Consider the following 19,650-nt stretch of genomic DNA (forward strand, 5'->3'; position numbering starts at 1 on the left):
CCGATCGTGGTGTTGGTGAGCGTGGCCGATCGGCCGCGCCTCACCGCACTCAGGAGGGTTCCATGTCCGACACTTCACGCACCCCGATCCGCTTGACCATGTCGATGACCCTGGACGGGTTCGTCACCGGGCCCGACGATCGTCACGGCCAAGGGCTCGGCCGGGGCGGTGGGCGGATCTTCGACTGGCTCGACGACCGTCACGGCGCCGGGGTGAACGGCGACGTCTACCGGGAGTACCTCGCGACGGGCGCGCTGATCTCCGGGCGGCGTACGTATGAGCTGGCCGACCGCTGGGGCGGCGACCACCACGACGGCGTGCCGATCCACGTGCTGACCCATCACCCCGACGACGTCCCGCCGGGCAGCGCCCGCTACTTCACCGACGTCGACTGCTGCGCCGACGAGGCGAGGCAGGCGTCCGGCGACAAGGTCGTCATGGCACACGGCGCCGGCGTCGCTCAGGCGCTCCTCGGCGCCCGCCAGCTCGACGAGATCGAGATCCATCTCGTGCCGGTGCTCCTCGGTGCCGGGAGGCGACTCTTCCCCGACGACGGCGTCGGGCCCGTCGAGCTCGAGCTCACCCGACGCCTCGAGGGGCGCGGGGTGACCCACCTTCGGTACGCGGTGCGCTACCCCTGACGTACGTCACTGCGAGAAGCGGGCTCGAAGAGCCTTCTTGTCCGGCTTGCCGAGGGCGGTCATGGGGATCGCGTCGATCTCGATGACCGACTTCGGCGCCTGCACGGAGCCCTTCCGCTCCTTGACCAGGGCCTGGATCTCGGCGACGACCTCGTCCGAGAGGACGGCGTCGGGACGCGGGACGACCACGGCGGTGACCGCCTCGCCGAACTTCTCGTGCGGGGTGCCGATGACGGCCACCTGGGCGACCGCGGGATGGGTCGCGATGACGTCCTCGACCTCACGGGGGAACACGTTGAAGCCGCCGGTGACGATCATGTCCTTGGTGCGGTCGACGATGTACCAGAATCCGTCCTCGTCCTCGCGGGCGACGTCGCCGGTGTGCATCCAGCCATCCCGGAAGGTCTCGGCGGTGACCTCGGGCAGCTGCCAGTAGCCGCCGGAGAGCAGCGGTCCGGCGACGCAGATCTCCCCCGGTTCACCGGGCGCCACCGGCGTGCCGTCGGCATCGAGCAGGGCCGTACGGACCAGGGCGGACGGCCGACCGCAGGAGGTGAGCCGGTGGGTGAGCGGCTTCCCGTCGGCGTCGACATGGTCGACCTTGGCGAAGTAGGTGATCGCCATCGGCGCCTCGGACTGGCCGTAGTACTGCGCGAAGATCGGCCCGAACCGGTCGATCGCCTCAGCCAGGCGCACCGGGTTGATCGCGGAGGCGCCGTAGTAGACGGTCTCGAGCGAGGACAGGTCGCGGGTGCGCGAATCGGGGTGGTCGAGGAGTGCGTAGAGCATCGTCGGGACCACCATGAGCGAGGAGATCCGTTCGCGCTCGATGGTCTCCAGGACAGCTGCCGGGTCGAACCTCGGCATCACGAAGAGCGTGCCGCCCTTGATCACGACGGGCACGAAGAAGGCGGCGCCGGCGTGCGAGAGCGGCGTGCACATCAGGAACCGGGGCGCCTCGGGCCACTCCCATTCCGAGAGCTGCACCTGGGTCATCGTCGCGAACGACCCGGACAGCCCGATCACGCCCTTCGGCTTCCCGGTCGTCCCGCCGGTGTAGGTGATCGAGGTGACGTGGTCCGGCGGGAGCAGCTTGGCTGCGAGCGGCTCGACCGGATAGGTCTCCGCGGCGGCAACGAGGTCGACTCCGATGTCGGCCAGCTGCGGCGGCACCGGCCCGATGGTGAGCACCTGCTTGAGCCCGGGGCACAGCTCGAGCAGCTCGACCGCGCGGTCGACGAAATAGGGGTCGATGACCAGGCCGGTGATCTGGGCGTCGTTGATGACGTACGCCTGGTCCTCGGCGCTCCCCAGCGGGTGCAGCGAGGTGCGCTGGAATCCCTGGGTCTGGCCGGCACCGAGGATGAAGAGCACCTCGGGACGGTTGAGCGCGAGCAGCGCGGTCGCCGAGCCGGTGCCGGCGCCGAGCGCCTCGAAGGCCTGGACGTACTGGTTGATCCGCGCCGCCACCTCCGCCCCGGTCAGACTCACGTCTCCGAGATGAATGATCGGACGGCTCTTGTGGCGCTCCAGCGCCGAGACCATCAGATGACCGTTGTGGGGACCGATGCGGCTGGTATCCATGCCCCGCACCTTATCGTGAAACTAGAACGTGTTCTAGAGGTCACCAACAGTCGATCAGGCGTCGCCGACGTGCTCCCGGTCGGCGGCGGCCATCGCCTCGCGTGCCCACCGCGGCAGGATGAAGATCCCCTCCGCCTCGACGCACAGCACCGGCTCGGAGCCGTCGCTCGGCCGGGTGAGCAGCCGGCCGCGTACGACCGCCTTCACACCCTCGGTCGACTCGATCCGCGCCTCACCGCGCAGCGGACCCAGCGGGGTCCCGTGCCTGTAGACGATCGTCAGGGTGCCGGTCATCCCGGGCCGGCCACCCGCCGAGGCGGCCTCGCCGAGCAGCTGGTCCAGGATCAGCGCGGAGACACCGCCGTGGACCAGTCCGGGCGGGCCCTCGTACGCCGGCCCGAGTGAAAAGTCGGCCCAGACGTCCTCGCCGTCGCGCTGGACCTCCAGCGGTGGGGCGAAGGCGTTCCCCTTCCCGACCACCGGGTTGCCGTAGTTGCGGAAGCCGCCGTCCGCGCCGAACCGCACTCCGTGCGGGCCGGGCAGTGCGTCGGCGAGCAGCTCATCGGTCAGCGCCTCGACCCGGCGGCGTACGTCATCGAGGACCGAGTCCGGGACCTGGGTGCGTACGACGGCGTCGACGAGACTGCGCACCGAGTCGGTCAGCGGGACCAGGGCGGCCTCTCGCTCCTTGATCTCAGCCTTGGTCATGTCGTCGTGGACGTATCCGGCAGGAGCCTGCGGGTGGTGGGCGCGTCCGTAGTGCATGGAGGACATCTAGCTACTCGTCTCAGGTCTGTCGGCCGAAGAGGAGTCGGCCACAATCGGGTGAGCCTCACCGTAGACGTGCTCGTCGTCGAGGTGGCAGTGGGTCCCCGGGTAGATGGTCGACATGCACAGGTTGCAGTGGGTGCATCGCGACACGGTCGAGGGGTCGGCCCGGAGGCGGTTGACCAGGTCCGGCTCGCGAAGCAATGCGCGGGCCATCGCGACGTACTCGAAGCCCTCGTCCATCGCGGTCCGCATCCCGGTCAGGTCGGTGACTCCGCCGAGGAGGACCAGCGGCATGCTCAGGGCGCGGCGGAACTCGCGGGCGTTGTCGAGGAAGTAGAGCGGCTTGTAGGGGTACTCCTTGAAGAAGCCTTTCCCCACCATCCGCATGCCCATCCTGATCACCGGGTGCAGCGGCATGTTGGCGGCCATCTCGCGGTAGGGAGCGTCGCCGCGGAAGAGGTACATCGGGTTCATGAACGAGGAGCCCCCGGTGAGCTCGAGCGCGTCGAGATGACCGTCGGACTCCAGCAGGCGCGCGAACTCCACCGACTCCGGCAGGTCGAACCCGCCGCGGTAGCCGTCGCGCATGTTCATCTTGGCGAGCACGGCGACCTGGCCGCCACCCACTTGGGCGACTGCTTCCCGCACTGCGGCCAGGATCCGACGCGGAAATGAGGCCCGGTTGGCCAGCGACCCGCCGAACTCGTCGGTGCGCGGGTTGAGACGCGGGCTGAGGAACGAGCTGGGCAGGTAGTTGTGGCCCAGGTGCACCTCGATCGCGTCGAACCCGGTCTCGACCGCCATCCGGGCCGCGGCGCCGTGCTGCTCGACGACCCGGTCGAGGTCCTCCGCTGTCGCGGCGCGGTTGAACGCCATCCCCAGCGCGTTGAACGACCGCGTCGGCGCCAGCGACGGCACCCCGTTGGACTTGGCGTTGGCCACCGGGCCGGCGTGACCGATCTGGGCCGAGATCTTGGCGCCGGTCGCATGGACCTCCTCGGTCAGCCGTCGCAACCCGGGCAGCGCCTCCGGGCGCCAGTAGATGCAGTCGGCATGCGTACGTCCCTCCGGGGCCACTGCGAGATAGGCGACCGTGGTCATCCCGACGCCGCCCTCCGCGACGGCGAGGTGGTAGTCGATCAGCCGGTCCGAGACCAGCGCCCCGGGCGAGGCGCCCTCGAAGGTCGCCGCCTTGATCACCCGGTTGCGCAGGGTCACCGGGCCCAGCGTCGCCGGGGCGAGCGGGTCGGTCGTGGAGTCGGTCACGCGCGTACCTTCCTGAACTCGCGCATCCTGCGCAGATAGCTGCGCAGCCGCCGGCCGGGCACCGGCCGCGGCCAGTCGTCGGCCCGGAACCAGGCGTCGGTGCCGCCGTCGACCACGACGACGCTGCCGACCATGAAGTCCGCGGCGGGGCCGAGCATGTGGATCACCCAGTCGGCGAGGAGCCCGGGGTCGCCGTAGCCTCCGGCCGGGACCGGGAACGACCGGATCGCCTTCGCCTCCCCCGGCGTCGCGAGCTGCTTCTCCAGCAGCGGCGTCAGCACCGCGCCCGGCGCGATCGCGTTGAGCCGGATCCCGGCCTGTACCCACTCCGGCTCGACCGCGCGCCGCCGCACCCAGCGGGTCACGGCGACCTTAGAGGCGCCGTAGGCCATCGCCGGCGCCTGCTTCCCGAAGATCCGGTACGCCTTCAGCGCCCGCTCCGCGTCGCCCTCGAGCAGCGCCGCGACCGCCCGTGCCGGGACCAGCGGCATCGTGGTGGTCGAGTTGCTGGAGAAGACCACGACCTTGGCGTTGCCGGTGGCGGCGAGCGCCTCGCGCCAGCCCTCGAGGAGCTCGACGACGCCGAGGTAGTTGACCTGAGTGATCAGGGCGGGCCGCTCGCGCCCCGGCGCCGGCCCGAGCCCGGCTGCGAGGACCGCACCGTCGAGCCGGCCGCCACAGGTGGCGAGCACCTTCTCGGTGGCGTCGCGGCGGCCCTGCGGCGTCGACAGGTCTGCGACCACATCGGCCTCCGCGATGTCGACGGTCACGACCCGGTGTCCGGCGGCGAGGAGCCGTTCGACGACGGCGGCGCCCATGCCCGAGGCCGATCCGGTGACGGCATAGACCGCCATCAGCGGACGGCCCCGGAGATCTGCGTAGCCGTCATCCGAGCACCTCGGCGATGCGGTGGACGTCGGTGGCCGAGCCGAGGCTCAGCAGCAGGGTGGTCACACCGGTCTCCTCCCACTGGGCCACCTTGTCGCGTACCTCGCCCTCGGTGCCGATGATGTGCAGGTCGTCGACGAGCTCGTCAGGGATGAGCGCGGTGGCCTTCTCCTTCTCACCGGTCAGGTAGAGCGCCTGGACCTGCCCGGCGAGCTCGGCGTAGCCCATCCGCTCGAAGACCTGGTTGTGGAAGTTCTGCTCCTTGGCGCCCATCCCGCCCATGTAGAGGGCCGCGAACGGCTTCATCGCCTCCAGCGCCGCCTGCTTCTCCTCCGCGTCGGCGACGACCTGGAGGTGGCAGGTCGCGGCGATCTCGAAGTCGTCGGCGGTACGCCGCGCCCCAGGTCGCGCGAAGCCCTCGGCCAGCCAGTCGGCGTACATCGGGGCGGACCTGGGGGTGTAGAAGATCGGGATCCAGCCGTCGGCGATCTCGGCGGTCTGGGCCACGTTCCTGGGGCCTTCGGCGCCGAGCCAGATCGGGATGTCGGCGCGCAGCGGGTGCACGATCGGCTTGAGCGGCTTGCCGAGCCCGACCGACCCCTCCCCCTTGAAGGGCAGCGGGTAGTGCGGCCCGTCGTTGGTCACCGGTGCCTCGCGCGCGAGCACCTGGCGGATGATCGAGACGACCTCGCGAGTCCGGGCCAGCGGCTTGCCGAACGGCTGGCCGTACCACCCCTCGACCACCTGTGGGCCGCTCACGCCGAGCCCGAGGATGAACCGGCCACCGGAAAGATGGTCGAGCGTCAGCGCGTGCATCGCGATCGAGGTCGGCGTACGCCCGGACATCTGCACGATCGAGGTGCCGAGACGGACCCGGGAGGTCTCCCGGCCCCACCAGGCCAGCGGCGTCAGCGCGTCACTCCCCCAGGCCTCAGCGGTGAAGATCGCATCGAACCCGGCCTCCTCCGCGGCGGCGACGAGCTCGCCGACGCCGGTCGGTGGCTGTGCTCCCCAGTAGCCAAGCTGTAGCCCCAACTTCACTCTCATCGACTCCTTCGTCCGCGGCTCCGCCGCCGATCTGCATGGCGTACGGGTTGTGGCCAATACTAGAACGTGTTTCACTTTCTGTCATGAGTCGCACCCTGCAGGCACCCGTGACGGTCGCCTTCGACTACACCAGATCCACAGGCCCGGTGATCGGCCGCTTTCTCACCGGACTGCGAGACACCACCATCGTCGGCGGCCGGCTCGGCGACGGTCGAGTCGCTGTCCCACCCCCTGAGTACGACCCGGTCACGCACCAGGCCGTGACCGAGTTCGTGGAGCTTCCCGACACCGGCACGGTCACCTCGTGGACCTGGGTCAGCGAGCCCGTCGCCGGACAGCCGTTCGCGAGGCCGTTCGCGTACGCCCTGATCACCATCGACGGCGCCGACACCCCATGGCTGCACGCCGTCGACGTCGCCTCCCCCGACGACATCGAGACCGGGATGAGGGTCCGGGCGAGATGGGCAGAGGAGCGGACCGGCTCGGTCAACGATCTCGTCTTCGAGGCTGACTCTGTTGGTCTCGACACGAATTCGCTCGTCCCTCACGAATCCGGCTCGACCAGCGAGACCGCAGTGACCCGGATCGTGACCCCGGTCAGCCTCGACTACCACTACGCGGCCTCGCCGGAGGAGTCCTCGTTCTTCCGCGGCCTGGCCGAGGGACGGATCCTGGGCCAGCGCTGCCCGAAGTGCCTGAAGGTCTACGTCCCGCCGCGCGGCGCCTGCCCGACCGACGGGGTGCCGACAGCGGAGGAGATCGAGCTCTCCCACGTCGGCACGGTGACCACCTTCTGCGTCGTCAACGTCCCGTTCCTGGGACAGAAGATCAAGCCGCCGTACGTCTCCGCGTACGTCCTCCTCGACGGCGCCGACATCGCGCTGCAGCACCTGATCCTGGACATCCCGGCCGACGAGGTCCGGATGGGGATGCGGGTCAAGGCGGTCTGGAAGCCGCGCGACGAGTGGGGCACCAGCATCGAGAACATCAGCCACTTCGCGCCGACCGATGAGCCAGACGCGGACTTCGACAGCTACAAGCACCACCTGTGAGGAGCGGTCAGTGAGAGACGTTGCCGTCGTCGGGTTCGCCCAGCGACAGATGAAGGACTTCGACGGGTCGCCGAGCATGGCCGAGCTGCTCGTGCCGATCCTGGCCGAGTGCTACGAGCAGACCGGATGGGCCAAGAAGGACATCGGGTTCTGGTGCTCGGGCTCCTCGGACTACCTGGCCGGCCGGTCGTTCTCGTTCGTGAGCGCGATCGACGCGATCGGGGTACTGCCTCCGGTCAACGAGTCGCACGTCGAGATGGACGCCGCCTGGGCGCTCTACGAGGCCTGGATCAAGATCCAGACCGGCGAGGTCGACACCGCGCTGGTCTTCGGGTTCGGCAAGGCGTCGGCGGGCGTGCTGCGCCGTACGCTGTCGCTGCAGCTCGACCCCTACACGATGACCCCGCTGTGGCCCGACACCGTCTCCCTGGCCGCGCTCCAGGCGCGCCTCGGGCTCGACGCCGGGCTCTGGGACGAGGCCGCGCTGGCCGAGGTCGTCAACCGGTCGCTGACCGATGCGGAGAAGAACGAGTACGCCGTCCGTGCCGGCGGCTCCTCGGTGAGCGAGCTGCTCGCCCGGCCGCTGTTCGCCGACCCGCTGCGCAAGCACGACTGCGCTCCGGTGACCGACGGCGCGGCCGCGATCGTGCTCGCCGCCGGCGACCGGGCGTACGACGCCAACCAGCGTCCCGCCTGGATCACCGGGATCGCGCACAGCTCGGATGGTCTCCACCTCGGCACGCGCGACCTGACCATCTCCGGGTCGGCCGAGCGGGCCGCGGCTGCTGTGGGCGGCACCGCGGGTGTCCAGGTCGCCGAGCTGCACGCGCCGTTCAGCCACCAGGAGCTCGTCCTGCGCTCGGCGCTCGGGCTGGGTGATGACGTACAGATCAGTCCTTCGGGTGGGGCGCTCGCCGCCAACCCGATGTTCAGCGCCGGCGCGATCCGGATCGGCGAGGCCGCCAAACGGATCTGGGACGGGTCCGCCGACAAGGTGCTCGGCCATGCCACCAGCGGGCCGGCACTGCAGCAGAACCTCGTGTGCGTGATGGAAGCCCAAGAGAACGGGAGTGGCAAGTGAGCAAGGTTCCCGCGGCCGTCATCGGGATCGGCCAGACCCACCACCGCGCCAAGCGCGAGGACGTGTCGATGGCCGGGCTGTGCCGCGAGGCGATGGACCGCGCCCTCGAGGACGCCGGGCTGACCCTCGACGAGGTCGACGCCATCGTCATCGGCAAGGCACCGGACCTGTTCGAGGGCGTGATGATGCCCGAGCTCTACCTCGCCGAGGCGCTCGGCGCGGCCGGCAAGCCGCTGCTCCGGGTGCACACCGCCGGCTCGGTGGGCGGCTCGACCGCCATCGTCGCCTCCTCGCTGGTGCAGGCCGGCGTCCACAAGAAGGTCCTCACCGTCGCCTTCGAGAAGCAGTCGGAGTCCAACGCGATGTGGGCGCTCTCGGTGCCGATCCCGTTCGTGATGCCGGTGCACGCCGGCGCCGGCGGTTACTTCGCCCCGCACGTACGCTCCTACATCCGCCGCGCCAACGCGCCCTCGCACATCGGCGCGATCGTCGCCGCCAAGGATCGCAACAACGCGCTGAAGAACCCCTTCGCGCACCTGCACAACGAGGGCACCACGGTCGAGTCGGTCCTGGCCTCGCAGATGCTCTGGGACCCGATCCACTACGACGAGACCTGCCCGTCCTCCGACGGTGCCTGCGCGATGGTGATCGCGGCCGAGGACGTCGCCAAGACGTACGAGGCTCCCGCCTGGATCCACGGCACCGTGATGCGCTCTGAGCCCACCTCGGCCGCCGAGCGCGACCAGGTCAACCCGCAGGCCGGCCGCGAGGCCGCGGCGGCGCTGTGGAAGGCGACCGGGATCACCGACCCCGCCCGCGAGATCGACTGCGCCGAGATCTACGTGCCGTTCGCCTGGTTCGAGCCGATGTGGCTCGAGAACCTCGGCTTCGCCGCCGAGGGCACGGGCTGGAAGCTCACCGAGGCGGGCGAGACCGCCCTCGATGGCAGCCTCCCGGTCAACATGAGCGGCGGCGTGCTCTCCTCCAACCCCATCGGCGCCTCCGGCATGCTCCGCTTCGCCGAGGCCGCTCTCCAGGTCCGGGGCCGGGCCGGCGAGCACCAGGTCGACGGCGCCCGCCGGGCGCTCGGGCACGCGTACGGCGGCGGGTCGCAGTTCTTCGCGATGTGGGTCGTGGGTTCGCAGCCCCCTTCCAACTGAGACACCCACCGATAGGGCCCGGCGTTCCTCGCCGGGCCCTATCGTTCATGTGCATGAGCTACGCAGGACTGAGCAAGCTGCTGGTCGTCCCGGACGGGTTCGAGGCGCCGCGGGTGCTCACCCACGGCGATCTGACGGCGCGGACGCTGTCGCGCGAGTGCCTGGCCGATGACGTACGCGCCATCAACGCCGACCGCGACCTGATCAACGCGACCCGCGGCGGCGGGTGGCCTGAGGGGCCGACGTCGGAGGAGGACGACTACATCGACCTGGTCTGGCACGAGGGCGAGTGGAAGGAGAACAAGTCGTTCTCCTACGTCCTGGAGGCGCCCGGGCTCGGCTACGTCGGATGCGCCTATCTCTACCCGCTGGGCGTCCGGCAGGAGCTGAGCGAGGAGCTGGCTGCGTACGACGTCGACGTCAGCTGGTGGGTGACCACCGAGGCGTACGAGCAGGGTCTCTACGAGGTGGTCTACGAAGCGCTGAAGAAGTGGGTGCCGGCGCACTATCCGTTCCGCCGGCCCCACTTCTCCAATGTGAAGGTCCCTGGTCAGGCGTAGGTGACCGGAAGCTCCTTGATGCCGTTGATCCATGCGTGACGCAGCCGGCGCGGGGCGCCGTTGGGCTTCAGGTCGGGCATCCGGTCGGCGATCACGTCGAACATGATCCGCACCTCCATCCGGGCCAGGTTGGCGCCGATGCAGTAGTGGGCGCCGTGGCCGCCGAAGGCGAGGTGGGGGTTGTGCTCGCGGGTGATGTCGAAGGTGTCGGGGTCGTCGAAGACGTCCTCGTCGTGGTTGCCCGAGGCGTAGAAGATGCCGACGCGCTGGCCCTTCTTGACCAGCTGGCCACCGACCTCGACGTCGTTGAGGGCCGTACGCTGGAAGACGGTGACCGGGGTGGCCCAGCGGATCACCTCGTCGACCATGGTGTCGGGACGCTCCTTCTTCCACAGCTCCCACTGGTCGGGGTTGTCGAAGAAGGCCTGCATGCCGTGGGAGATCGCGTTGCGGGTGGTCTCGTTGCCGGCCACTGCGAGCAGGATGACGAAGAAGCCGAACTCGTCATCGCCCAGCGCGCCGCCCTCCAGCTCGGCGTTGACGAGCTTGGAGATGATGTCGTCCTTGGGGTCCGCCTTGCGCTCGGCGGCCAGCGTCATGGCGTACGTCAGGATCTCGATGGAGGCGGCCTCGGGATCTGCGTTGTAATCCGGGTCGTCGTAGGCGAGCATCTGGTTGGACCAGTCGAAGAGCTTGCGCCGGTCCTCCTGCGGGACGCCGAGCAGCTCGGCGATCGCCTGGAGCGGGAGCTCGGCGGCGACCTCGGCGACGAAGTCGCCCTCGCCCTTGGCCAGGGCGTCGTCGACGATGTTGTGGGCCCGCTCGACCAGACGGTCCTTGAGAGCGTTGATCGCCCGCGGGGTGAACCCGCGGCTGATGATCTGGCGCAGCTTGGTGTGGTCGGGCGCGTCGTGGTGGATCAGCATCGCGCGCTGCAGCTCGACCTGCTCGCGGGTCATGTCGGGCGCGAACCGGATGATCACGCCGTTCTCGTTGGTGCCGAAGTTCTCGTTGTCCTTGGAGACGGCAAGGATGTCCTCGTGCTTGCTCACCGCCCAGAATCCGGTGTCGAGGAAGCCCGCGCGTGCCTCCGGTGTCTGCTCGACCCACCACACCGGGGCGTTCTTGCGAAGCTCGAGAAACTCCTGGAGCGGGACGCGCTCCTCGTTGAGCACGGGATCAGTCGGATCGAAATCCACGGGGAGAGCGGTCACGGGTGTGCTCCTTCGAGGTCTTTTCTGTAACACGTTCTAGTTTATGTTCACACAGTGCTCGCCATCACACAAGGCTCAGTACGCAAAGGGTTGCGTCAAACGAGAACACGTTCTACTTTGGAACAATCGAGTGTAACCGGTGTCACGTCATCAGGCGTGACGGTGCGCGCCCGCGCACCAGCGACTTGTCGAAACCCCCGAAGAGCGAGGTTCCATGGGCACGCCCGTCATCGTCGAAGCCGTCCGTACCCCCATCGGCAAGCGCAAGGGCTGGCTCGCGGGCCTGCACCCGGGCGTCCTGCTCGGCGCCGCCCAGGTCGAGGTGCTCAAGCGCGCCGGGATCGACCCTGACCTGGTGGATCAGGTCATCGGCGGCTGCGTCTCCCAGGCCGGCGAGCAGTCCAACAACATGGTTCGTCGCGCGTGGCTCCACGCGGGGCTGCCGATCCACACCGGCTCCACGGTCATCGACGCGCAGTGCTCCTCGGCCCAGCAGGCCACGCACCTGATCAACGCGATGATCGCCGCCGACCAGATCAAGGTCGGCATCGCCTGCGGCATCGAGTCGATGTCACGCATCCCGCTGGGCGCCAACGTGCCCAAGGGCGCCGGCGATCCACGTCCCGCAGACTGGAACATCGATCTGCCCAACCAGTTCGAGGGCGCCGACCGGATCGTGAAGAACCGCGGGTTCTCCCGCAACGAGGTCGACGAGTTCGGACTGTGGTCGCAGGTCAAGGCGCGCCAGGCGCGTGACGCCGGCCACTTCAAGAGCCAGATCTTCGCCGTCGAAGCCCCCATGCTCGACGACGAGGGCAAGCCCACCGACTCGGTACGCACCGTCACCGAGGACCAGGGCATCCGCGACACCTCGCTCGAGAAGCTGGCCGGGCTCAGCCCGGTGCTCGAGGGCGGCACCCACACCGCCGGCACCTCCTCGCAGATCTCCGACGGCGCCTCGGCGCTCCTGCTCATGGACTCCGCGGTCGCCGCTTCGCTCGGGCTGAAGGCTCGGGCACGGATCGTGACGTCCAACCTCGTCGGCTCCGACCCCTACTACCACCTCGACGGTCCCGTCCAGGCGACCGAGAAGGCGCTGAAGGACACCGGGATGACGATCGGCGACATCGACATCGCCGAGGTCAACGAGGCCTTCGCCGGCGTCGTCATGTCGTGGGCCAAGGTGCACCAGGTCCCCGAGGAGAAGATCAACGTCAACGGCGGCGCGATCGCGCTCGGCCACCCCGTCGGCTCGACCGGCACCCGTCTGCTCACCGCGGCGCTGCACGAGCTCGAGCGTCGCGACGCCAGCACCGCCCTGGTCTCCATGTGCGCCGGCGGCGCCCAGGCCACCGCGACCATCATCGAGAGGATCTGAGATGGCCCGCGAGAAAATCACCGAGGCCGAGTACGTCGTCGTCGGCGCCGGCTCGGCCGGTTGTGCCGTCGCCGGCCGCCTGGCCGCGGCCGGGAAGTCGGTCATCCTGCTCGAGGCCGGGAAGAACGACAGGCGCAACTACTTGGTGACCAAGCCGGGCATGATCGGCCCGCTCCACGCCGAGCCGCGGCTGAAGAAGCTCGTCGACTGGGGCTACCACACGGTCCCCCAGCAGCACGCCCGCAACCGCGAGCTCCCACAGCCGCGCGGCAAGGTGCTCGGCGGCTCCTCCTCCATCAACGGCCTGCTGTGGGTCCGGGGCAACCGCGCCAACTACGACGCCTGGGCGGCCGAGGGCAACACCGGCTGGGACGCGGACTCGGTCAACGAGGCGTACCGGCGGGTCGAGGACTACGAGGGCGGCGGCTCCGACTACCGCGGCACGGGCGGGCCGATCAAGGTCATGAAGCATCCGCGGCCGACCGAGGCGTCGCTCTCCTTCCAGCGCGCGGCCGCCGAGACCCTCGACGTGAAGGTGCTCGACGACTACAACGGCGCCGAGCAGGAGGGCGTCTCGACGTTCCAGCAGAGCGCGATCGACGGGCTGCGCTACTCGGCCTCGCGGGGCTACCTCCACGACCAAGCGCTGCCGAGCCTGACCACGCTCACCCAGGTGCACGTCTCGAGGATCGTGATCGAGAACGGCCGGGCCAAGGGCGTCGAGATCCTCACCAGGCAGGGTCCGCAGACGATCTCGGCGACCCAGGAAGTCATCGTCTCCGCGGGCGTCTTCGGCTCCGCGCAGCTGCTGATGCTCTCCGGAATCGGTCATTCCGCCCACCTCGCCGAGCGCGGGATCACCGCGATCCACGAGCTGCCCGTCGGCGACAACCTGCACGACCACATGTTCGTACCGACCACCTGGGAGATGCCGACCGCGCTGCACCGCGGCACCGCCGGCTACTTCGGCAAGGCGGTCCTCAAGGAGCAGACGGTCGGCAGGTCGATCCTCGGCCACACCGTCTTCGAGACGGTCGGCTTCGTACGCACCTCGTTGGCCACCGACGTACCCGACCTGCAGCTGCACGTCCTCCCCTGGGCCTACCCCTCCCCCAACCAGGACGCGCCGATCCGCCACGAGGTCGACCCGCGGGCGGCGCTGACGGTGATGTCGTCGCTGATCTACCCGCGCTCGCGCGGGACGCTTCGGCTGCGCAGCGCCGATCCGACCGCCGAGCCGCTGATCGACTTCAACTACCTCGCCGAGCCCAACGACAAGCGCGTCCTGCTCGAGGGTGTGGAGATGATCCGCGAGATCATGGCCGCCCCGGCCTTCGGAGACCAGGTCAAGTCGGAGATCCACCCCGGCAAGGCGATCGACGCCGAGGCGATGAAGGACGAGGTCACCAATCGGGCGACCTCGATCTACCACGGTGTCGGCTCCTGCCGGATGGGCGTCGACGAGCGGGCAGTGGTCGACCCGCAGCTGCGCGTACGCGGCATCGACGGCCTCCGCGTCGCCGACGCCTCGATCATGCCGTCGATCATCGGCGGCAACACCAACGCTCCCGCGGTCATGATCGGTGACCGTTGCGCAACCTTTGTTCTTGACGAAAATCTGTAGAGCCGTCCTCGACAACCGCTGATCGGAAGCAGACATGAGCACTGACACCGCGAAGACAGCAGGCGTACGCCGCCCCGACTGGATCACCGAGGAGCTGCTGAATGAGCTGGTCTCCCGGGTCCCGTCCTCGACGGGTGCGTCCTGGAAGCTGACCGAGGTCTACACCGGCGAGGTGCTGGTGGCGCTGCCGCAGTCCTCACCGGAGGACGTGGAACGGGCCGCCGAAGCCGGACGGGCTGCCCAGCACAAGTGGGCGGCGACCCCGCTCCCGGAGCGGCTCGCCGTCTTCAAGCGCGCCCACGAGCTGATCCTGCGCAACCAGCACAAGATCGCCGACCTCATCCAGGCTGAGTCGGGCAAGGCCCGCCGGATCGCGTTCGAGGAGGTCTGCGACCCGCCGATGGTGATCTCGCACTACCTCAAGCGGGCGCCGAAGCTGCTCAAGGACAAGAAGCGCCCAGGCATGATGCCGGTGCTGTCGAGCTCGATCGAGCGCCACCCGCCGCGCGGCCTGGTCGGGATCATCGCGCCGTGGAACTTCCCGTTCGCGACCGGTCTCTCCGACGCGATCCCGGCGCTCATGGCCGGCAACGCGGTGCTCCTCAAGCCCGACAACAAGACGGCGCTATCTCCGCTGTTCGGGATCTCGCTGCTCGAGGAGGCGGGACTGCCGAAGGGCCTCTTCCAGGTGGTCTGCGGCGAGGGCCCGGACGTCGGTCCGACGATGCTGGACAACGTCGACTACGCGATGTTCACCGGCTCGACCGCGACCGGCCGGTTGATCGGCGAGCAGGCGGGACGCAACCTGATCGGCGCCTGTCTCGAGCTGGGCGGCAAGAACCCGATGATCGTCCTCGACGACGCCGACATCGACGAGACCGTCGGCGGATCGATGTTCGCCGTCTTCGGCAACACCGGCCAGATCTGCATGCACATCGAGCGGATCTACATCCCCGAGGCCATGTACGACGAGTTCCGCGACAAGTTCGTGGCCGCCGTCGAAGGGATGCGGATCGAGGCGGCGTACGCCTTCGGGCCCGACCTCGGGGCGCTGGTCTCCCTCGACCATCTGGCGCGGGTGCAGTCGCACGTCGAGGACGCGGTCGCCAAGGGCGCCACCGTGCTGACCGGCGGCAAGGCGCGCCCCGACATCGGGCCGACCTTCTTCGAGCCGACCATCCTGGAGGGCACCACCAAGGAGATGCTCCACGGGGTGACCGAGACGTTCGGGCCGGTCGTCTCGCTGCACCGCTACTCCACCCTCGAGGAGGCGATCGAGCTGGCCAACGACACCGAATACGGGCTCAACGCCTCGGTGTGGACCACGAACTTCAAGCGCGCCCAGGCGATCGCGGCGCGGATCGAGTCGGGCAACGTCAACATCAACGACGGCCTCGCCACCGCGTACGCCTCGAAGTCGACCCCGTCGGGCGGCATGAAGCAGTCCGGTGTCGGTGCCCGTCACGGTGACCAGGGGCTGCTGAAGTACACCGAGACCCAGAACGTCGCGACACTGAAGAAGCAGGTCATGGGGCCGCAGGGCAAGCAGACCTTCGACGACTACGCCAAGCAGATGCAGATGTCGCTGCGCTGGATGCGGAAGCTCCGCATCCGTTGACGCCCGTCTCCCGTTACTCCGAGCTGACCCGGGAGGAGCTCGCCGAGGTCGTCCGCGAGCTCCTCCTGATCGGCCAGCTGATCGACCGCTCCGGGATGGCGTGGTGCATCTCCGCCTTCGGGCGCGAAGAGATGCTCCGGATCGCGATCGTCGAGTGGGCCGCCGCCTCGCCGATCTACACCCGGCGGATGCAGACCGCGCTGGGCTACGCGCCGGCCGTGGCCGGGCAGGGTGACGTACCGACCATCTTCAAGGGCCTCCAGCTCGACATCGGCGCACCGCCGCAGTTCATGGACTTCCGCTACACCGTCCACGACGCCCGCCACGGCGAGTTCCACCTCGACCACTGCGGTGCGCTGATGGACGTCGAGCCGATGGGCGAGGAGTACGTCCGCGGGATGTGCCACGACATCGAGGACCCGACCTTCGACGCCACCGCCATCGCGACCCATCCCCGGGCCCAGGTGCGCCCGGTCCACCGGCCGCCGCGGGTGCCGGCCGGTCGTACGCCCCACTGCCGCTGGACCGTGACCATCGACGACGCCCACCCCGAGGCGGTGGCGATCCCGGAGCTGGCCGTCAACGAGCGCTCCCGGGCCGCGCAGCTCGAGCTGGCGCCGATCGATCCGTCCGAGGACGGCGCCGCCGACTACGCCGGGCCGCTGGTCTCCGACCTCGACCTGGCCGCCTTCTCCCACTCCGCGCTGGCGCGCATCGCCGACGAGGTCTGCCTGCAGATGGCGCTGCTCGACCGCGGCTTCACCCTCGCGCTGGAGTCCAGGGTGACCTCGCCCGAGCAGCTCGTCGACATCCGCCGCAAGCAGCTGGTCGGGGTCGCCGGCATCGCCGGCTCACGCCTCGCCCGGGCGCTCTCCCTGCCGCCGGACACCAAGGGCGCCCTGCGGCTGCTTGCGCTCCATCCCATGCTCAACCCCGCTGCGTACGTCTCGGTCGAGGTGGAGGCCGACGCGCTGACCGTCCGGCCTTCGGCCGCCGACGAGGACGGCGCGTGGGTCTCGCTGATCGGGCCGGAATGGTTCGTTCCGCTCCGGGTCGCGGTGCAGGCCCTCGACCCTCACCTCGACGTCGAGGTCGGTGCGGTCGAAGACGGCTGGCGGGTCGAGGTGGTACGCCGCCCCGAACCCGCTCCCGAGGCCTCCGAGGTCGTGGTGGTGAGGTTCAGCACCGGCGCGGACTTCGCCTTCGAGCCGCGCCGGTCGCTGCCGATCACACCGGTCTGAGGTTCAGTGGCGGCGAAGTGCGAGGACCGGGATGACACGGTCGGTCTTGGCCTCGTACTCGCCGAACCCGGGGCTCATCGCCTTGAACCGATCCCAGGCGGCGTCGCGCTCGGCGCCGGTCAGCTCGGTCACCTCGACCTCGACGACCCCCTCGTCGGGCGTCTCGATCTTGGTCTCCGGGTGGGCCAGGAGGTTGTGGTACCAGGCCGGGTTCTCGGGCGCGCCGGCCTTGGAGGCGGCGATCAGCCAGGTGTCGGGATCCGGGTGGAGGTTGGCGACCGGGGAGACCCTCTCGGTGCCGGTCTTGGCGCCGGTGTGGTGCACGAGCACGAGCCCGCGTCCGAACGGCACCGAGGTCACGTTGCCGTCGTTCGAGCGGAACTCATCGATGATCGACTGGTTCCAGTCCTTGTAGTCGCTGCCTGACATGGAGTGCCTTTCCCCCGAGGAATCGGTTTTCACCCACTCTTGCAGACATCCCCAACGAGAACCGTCAAACCCGGGCGGGGGCCGCGATCCGCACCTGCTCCTCCCGGTCGGTCACCTTCGCCCGCGGCCGGCCGAGCTCCTTGCCCGACTCGCACTCGTGGGTGTCGAGCGTGTTCCAGCCGGTCTGGTCGACCACGATCGTGCCGCGCGCCGCCAAGAGGTCGTCGAGGGGATCGCCAGTGGGGTCGGCGAGCGAGCCGGCGGCGTAGTCGTCCAAGAGGGTGCGTACGGTCTCGGCGGCGCAGGCGCGGTTGGTGCCGATCACGCCGCTCGGACCGCGCTTCGCCCATCCCGCGGTGTAGGTGGCCTCGGCCCCGACCACCCGGCCGGCCTCGTGCAGGAACCGGCCGGTGCCCGCCTCGTTCGGGACGCCCGCGACGCCCGCGGAGCGGTAGCCCGTGGCGCGGACCACCAGCCCGGCCTCGATCTCCTCGCCGCTGGCGAAGCGCACTCCGGTGACGGTCTCGGTGCCGAGGATCTCGGTGGGCGTCAGCCCGAAGCGGAGGACAAGCCGCTTCGCGGCGTCCGTACGCGGCCGGGCGGCCAGGTCGCGGAGCAGGTCGGCCTTCTGGAGCGCCCCGAAGGTGTGGGCGTTGCGTTCGGTCGTGTCCGCCTCGGTCGGCAGGGCGGCCAGGTCCGCCTCGTCGACGACCACGTCGATGCCTGGGGCGTCGGCCAGCGCCCGCAGCTCGGGGCTGGTGAAGGCGGCGTGCTCGGCACCCCGGCGGGCAGTGACGACGACCTCGCGGATGCCGCTGGCCGCCAGGGCCGAGAGCGCGGCCGGAGCCAGGTCGGAGGCCTTCAGGGCCGCCTCGTCGGCCAGCAGCAGCCTGGCCAGGTCGAGGGCGACGTTGCCGTTGCCGATGACGACGGCACGCTCGTGGGCGAGGGGGAAGGTGAGCGCGGCTCGGTCGGGGTGGCCGTTGTACCAGCCGACGAGCTCCGCAGCGGAAGTCGAGCCCGGGAGCTCCTCCCCCGGCAGGCCGAGGCTGCGGCCCTCGCCGGCGCCGGTGGTGTAGACGACCGCGTGGTGGGCGCCGAGGAGCTCCTCGTGGGTGACGTCGCGCCCGATCTCGACGTTGTAGCGCGTCCGCACCCGGCGGTGGCGGGCCGTCTTGGCGAAGCCGGAGACGATCTCCTTGGTGTCCAGGTGGTCGGGCGCGACGCCGTAGCGGACCAGACCGTAGGGGGTCGCGAGCCGGTCGATGACGGTGATCTCGACGTCGCAGCGGCGGGTGGCGGCGAGCTCCTCGGCGACGTACCAACCGGCCGGGCCGGCCCCGACCACGGCCACCTTGAGCGGGCCGGTGCCGGTGATCTTGGCGCCCGGCGACGGCAGCGGCGCGGACTCCTCCTGCTCGCCGGTGAACTCGAAGAAGGCGGCGTTGATGTCGACGTAGGGCGCGAACGCGTCCGGGACCTCATAGTCCGGGAAGATCGCGTTGACCGGGCAGGCGTCCTCGCAGGCGCCGCAGTCGATGCACTCGTCGGGGTGGACGTAGAGCATCTCGGCGGCGCCGAAGCCCGGCTCGTCGGGCCCGGGGTGGATGCAGTCGACCGGGCAGACCTCCACGCAGGAGGCGTCGTTGCAGCACGACTGGGTGATGACGTACGTCATGAGCGCTGAGCCCTCCGTTTGGCCTTGCCGATCGCCTCCTCGACGACCGTGTTCATCCTGGCACCGTTCGGCCACCCCGCGTAGTGACTCAGGAACACCACGATCTCGCGCAGCTCGTCCTCGGAGAGCTCACCGTTGGCGTAGGCCGCGGGGATCTGGATCCCGAGGACGTCCGCGGCACCTTGGCCGGCGAGCAGGCCGATCAGCAGGAGCCGGCGGTCGCGGGTGGTCAGGCCCGGACGCTGCCAGATGTCGCCGAAGAGATGATCGGCGGTGTAGCGGAAGAAGTCGCCCTCACCATCGGCCATGTCGAAGCCGTAGACCTCCTCCATCTTGCGCAGCCCCTTGGCGCGCTGCTCGGGGAGGTCGGCGAACTTCTCGGTGCCATCACTCGTGTGCTCTGTAGTCATGTGTCCGT

Annotated in this window: 18 protein-coding genes; 9 read left to right on the plus strand and 9 right to left on the minus strand. The window is 69.7% G+C overall.

Annotation, left to right across the window (positions count from 1 at the left end; translation table 11 throughout):
• Positions 1–62 precede the first annotated feature (62 nt).
• The gene (locus ABTW65_RS03575; protein ID WP_350658537.1) at positions 63–641 is read left to right on the plus strand and encodes a dihydrofolate reductase family protein; all 579 of its coding nucleotides are present in this window, start codon (positions 63–65) and stop codon (positions 639–641) included.
• Between the two features lie 6 nt (positions 642–647).
• Here ABTW65_RS03575 and fadD8 read toward each other — a convergent pair whose 3' ends face one another.
• The 5 genes from fadD8 to ABTW65_RS03600 are packed head-to-tail and all read right to left on the minus strand — an operon-like array spanning position 648 to position 6,197.
• On the minus strand, positions 648–2,225 hold the full coding sequence (gene fadD8 / locus ABTW65_RS03580) for a fatty-acid--CoA ligase FadD8 (protein WP_350658538.1): 1,578 nt from the start codon (positions 2,223–2,225) through the stop codon (positions 648–650).
• Positions 2,226–2,279: 54 nt separating this feature from the next.
• Entirely contained in the window at positions 2,280–2,999 is a 720-nt protein-coding gene (locus tag ABTW65_RS03585; RefSeq protein ID WP_350658539.1) for a PaaI family thioesterase, read from the minus strand.
• Positions 3,000–4,262: an NADH:flavin oxidoreductase gene (locus ABTW65_RS03590; protein WP_350658540.1), complete on the minus strand. Its 1,263-nt coding sequence runs from the start codon at positions 4,260–4,262 to the stop codon at positions 3,000–3,002.
• Complete coding sequence (locus tag ABTW65_RS03595) at positions 4,259–5,116, minus strand: SDR family oxidoreductase (protein WP_350658541.1); 858 nt, start codon at positions 5,114–5,116, stop codon at positions 4,259–4,261. The genes ABTW65_RS03590 and ABTW65_RS03595 overlap by 4 nt, the downstream gene beginning before the upstream one ends.
• Before the next feature lie 31 nt (positions 5,117–5,147).
• The gene (locus ABTW65_RS03600; RefSeq protein ID WP_350658543.1) at positions 5,148–6,197 is read right to left on the minus strand and encodes an LLM class F420-dependent oxidoreductase; all 1,050 of its coding nucleotides are present in this window, start codon (positions 6,195–6,197) and stop codon (positions 5,148–5,150) included.
• 83 nt (positions 6,198–6,280) lie between these two features.
• On the opposite strand from ABTW65_RS03600, the gene ABTW65_RS03605 reads away from it, so the two are divergent.
• Genes ABTW65_RS03605 through ABTW65_RS03620 form a run of 4 tightly spaced genes read left to right on the plus strand, consistent with a single transcriptional unit; the run spans position 6,281 to position 10,050 of the window.
• Positions 6,281–7,249, plus strand: coding sequence for a Zn-ribbon domain-containing OB-fold protein (locus tag ABTW65_RS03605; RefSeq protein ID WP_350658544.1), 969 nt, complete (start codon positions 6,281–6,283; stop codon positions 7,247–7,249).
• Between the two features lie 10 nt (positions 7,250–7,259).
• A complete protein-coding gene (locus ABTW65_RS03610) occupies positions 7,260–8,330 on the plus strand; it encodes a thiolase family protein (protein ID WP_350658545.1) in 1,071 nt (356 codons plus the stop codon).
• Positions 8,327–9,490 (plus strand): thiolase family protein, encoded by a 1,164-nt coding sequence (locus ABTW65_RS03615; protein ID WP_350658546.1) that lies wholly within the window; start codon positions 8,327–8,329, stop codon positions 9,488–9,490. Before ABTW65_RS03610 ends, ABTW65_RS03615 begins: the two co-directional genes overlap by 4 nt.
• 53 nt (positions 9,491–9,543) lie before the next feature.
• On the plus strand, positions 9,544–10,050 hold the full coding sequence (locus ABTW65_RS03620; RefSeq protein ID WP_350658547.1) for a GNAT family N-acetyltransferase: 507 nt from the start codon (positions 9,544–9,546) through the stop codon (positions 10,048–10,050).
• Here the strand turns inward: ABTW65_RS03620 and ABTW65_RS03625 are convergent.
• Complete coding sequence (locus ABTW65_RS03625; protein WP_350658548.1) at positions 10,041–11,264, minus strand: cytochrome P450; 1,224 nt, start codon at positions 11,262–11,264, stop codon at positions 10,041–10,043. The genes ABTW65_RS03620 and ABTW65_RS03625 overlap by 10 nt on opposite strands.
• Positions 11,265–11,478: 214 nt before the next feature.
• Here ABTW65_RS03625 and ABTW65_RS03630 point away from each other — a divergent pair, with 214 nt between their 5' ends.
• The 4 genes from ABTW65_RS03630 to ABTW65_RS03645 are packed head-to-tail and all read left to right on the plus strand — an operon-like array spanning position 11,479 to position 17,125.
• A complete protein-coding gene (locus ABTW65_RS03630) occupies positions 11,479–12,642 on the plus strand; it encodes a steroid 3-ketoacyl-CoA thiolase (RefSeq protein WP_350658549.1) in 1,164 nt (387 codons plus the stop codon).
• 1 nt (position 12,643) lies between these two features.
• Positions 12,644–14,266 carry a GMC family oxidoreductase gene (locus tag ABTW65_RS03635; RefSeq protein WP_350658550.1) on the plus strand — a complete coding sequence of 541 codons (1,623 nt, stop codon included), beginning with the start codon at positions 12,644–12,646 and terminating at the stop codon, positions 14,264–14,266.
• Between the two features lie 34 nt (positions 14,267–14,300).
• Positions 14,301–15,884 (plus strand): succinic semialdehyde dehydrogenase, encoded by a 1,584-nt coding sequence (locus tag ABTW65_RS03640; protein WP_350658551.1) that lies wholly within the window; start codon positions 14,301–14,303, stop codon positions 15,882–15,884.
• Entirely contained in the window at positions 15,881–17,125 is a 1,245-nt protein-coding gene (locus ABTW65_RS03645) for a hypothetical protein (RefSeq protein ID WP_350658552.1), read from the plus strand. Before ABTW65_RS03640 ends, ABTW65_RS03645 begins: the two co-directional genes overlap by 4 nt.
• 3 nt (positions 17,126–17,128) lie before the next feature.
• On the opposite strand, the gene ABTW65_RS03650 is transcribed toward ABTW65_RS03645, so the two are convergent.
• The 3 genes from ABTW65_RS03650 to ABTW65_RS03660 form a co-directional block, all read right to left on the minus strand.
• Positions 17,129–17,554 carry a nitroreductase/quinone reductase family protein gene (locus ABTW65_RS03650; RefSeq protein WP_350658553.1) on the minus strand — a complete coding sequence of 142 codons (426 nt, stop codon included), beginning with the start codon at positions 17,552–17,554 and terminating at the stop codon, positions 17,129–17,131.
• A gap of 64 nt (positions 17,555–17,618) precedes the next feature.
• The gene (locus ABTW65_RS03655) at positions 17,619–19,232 is read right to left on the minus strand and encodes an FAD-dependent oxidoreductase (protein ID WP_350658554.1); all 1,614 of its coding nucleotides are present in this window, start codon (positions 19,230–19,232) and stop codon (positions 17,619–17,621) included.
• Complete coding sequence (locus tag ABTW65_RS03660) at positions 19,229–19,642, minus strand: carboxymuconolactone decarboxylase family protein (protein ID WP_350658555.1); 414 nt, start codon at positions 19,640–19,642, stop codon at positions 19,229–19,231. Before ABTW65_RS03660 ends, ABTW65_RS03655 begins: the two co-directional genes overlap by 4 nt.
• Positions 19,643–19,650: the final 8 nt, after the last annotated feature.

The sequence above is a fragment of the Nocardioides sp. NPDC127503 genome (assembly GCF_040302165.1).
Taxonomy (GTDB): Bacteria; Actinomycetota; Actinomycetes; order Propionibacteriales; family Nocardioidaceae; genus Nocardioides.

What these genes read in the sequence shown, in the direction of transcription:
- ABTW65_RS03575 (WP_350658537.1), top strand. Translation starts at nt 63, where the DNA reads ATGTCCGACACTTCACGCACCCCGATCCGCTTGACCATGTCGATGACC.
- fadD8 (WP_350658538.1), bottom strand. Translation starts at nt 2,225, where the DNA reads ATGGATACCAGCCGCATCGGTCCCCACAACGGTCATCTGATGGTCTCG.
- ABTW65_RS03585 (WP_350658539.1), bottom strand. Translation starts at nt 2,999, where the DNA reads ATGTCCTCCATGCACTACGGACGCGCCCACCACCCGCAGGCTCCTGCC.
- ABTW65_RS03595 (WP_350658541.1), bottom strand. Translation starts at nt 5,116, where the DNA reads ATGGCGGTCTATGCCGTCACCGGATCGGCCTCGGGCATGGGCGCCGCC.
- ABTW65_RS03600 (WP_350658543.1), bottom strand. Translation starts at nt 6,197, where the DNA reads ATGAGAGTGAAGTTGGGGCTACAGCTTGGCTACTGGGGAGCACAGCCA.
- ABTW65_RS03605 (WP_350658544.1), top strand. Translation starts at nt 6,281, where the DNA reads ATGAGTCGCACCCTGCAGGCACCCGTGACGGTCGCCTTCGACTACACC.
- ABTW65_RS03620 (WP_350658547.1), top strand. Translation starts at nt 9,544, where the DNA reads ATGAGCTACGCAGGACTGAGCAAGCTGCTGGTCGTCCCGGACGGGTTC.
- ABTW65_RS03630 (WP_350658549.1), top strand. Translation starts at nt 11,479, where the DNA reads ATGGGCACGCCCGTCATCGTCGAAGCCGTCCGTACCCCCATCGGCAAG.
- ABTW65_RS03635 (WP_350658550.1), top strand. Translation starts at nt 12,644, where the DNA reads ATGGCCCGCGAGAAAATCACCGAGGCCGAGTACGTCGTCGTCGGCGCC.
- ABTW65_RS03640 (WP_350658551.1), top strand. Translation starts at nt 14,301, where the DNA reads ATGAGCACTGACACCGCGAAGACAGCAGGCGTACGCCGCCCCGACTGG.
- ABTW65_RS03650 (WP_350658553.1), bottom strand. Translation starts at nt 17,554, where the DNA reads ATGTCAGGCAGCGACTACAAGGACTGGAACCAGTCGATCATCGATGAG.
- ABTW65_RS03655 (WP_350658554.1), bottom strand. Translation starts at nt 19,232, where the DNA reads ATGACGTACGTCATCACCCAGTCGTGCTGCAACGACGCCTCCTGCGTG.
- ABTW65_RS03660 (WP_350658555.1), bottom strand. Translation starts at nt 19,642, where the DNA reads ATGACTACAGAGCACACGAGTGATGGCACCGAGAAGTTCGCCGACCTC.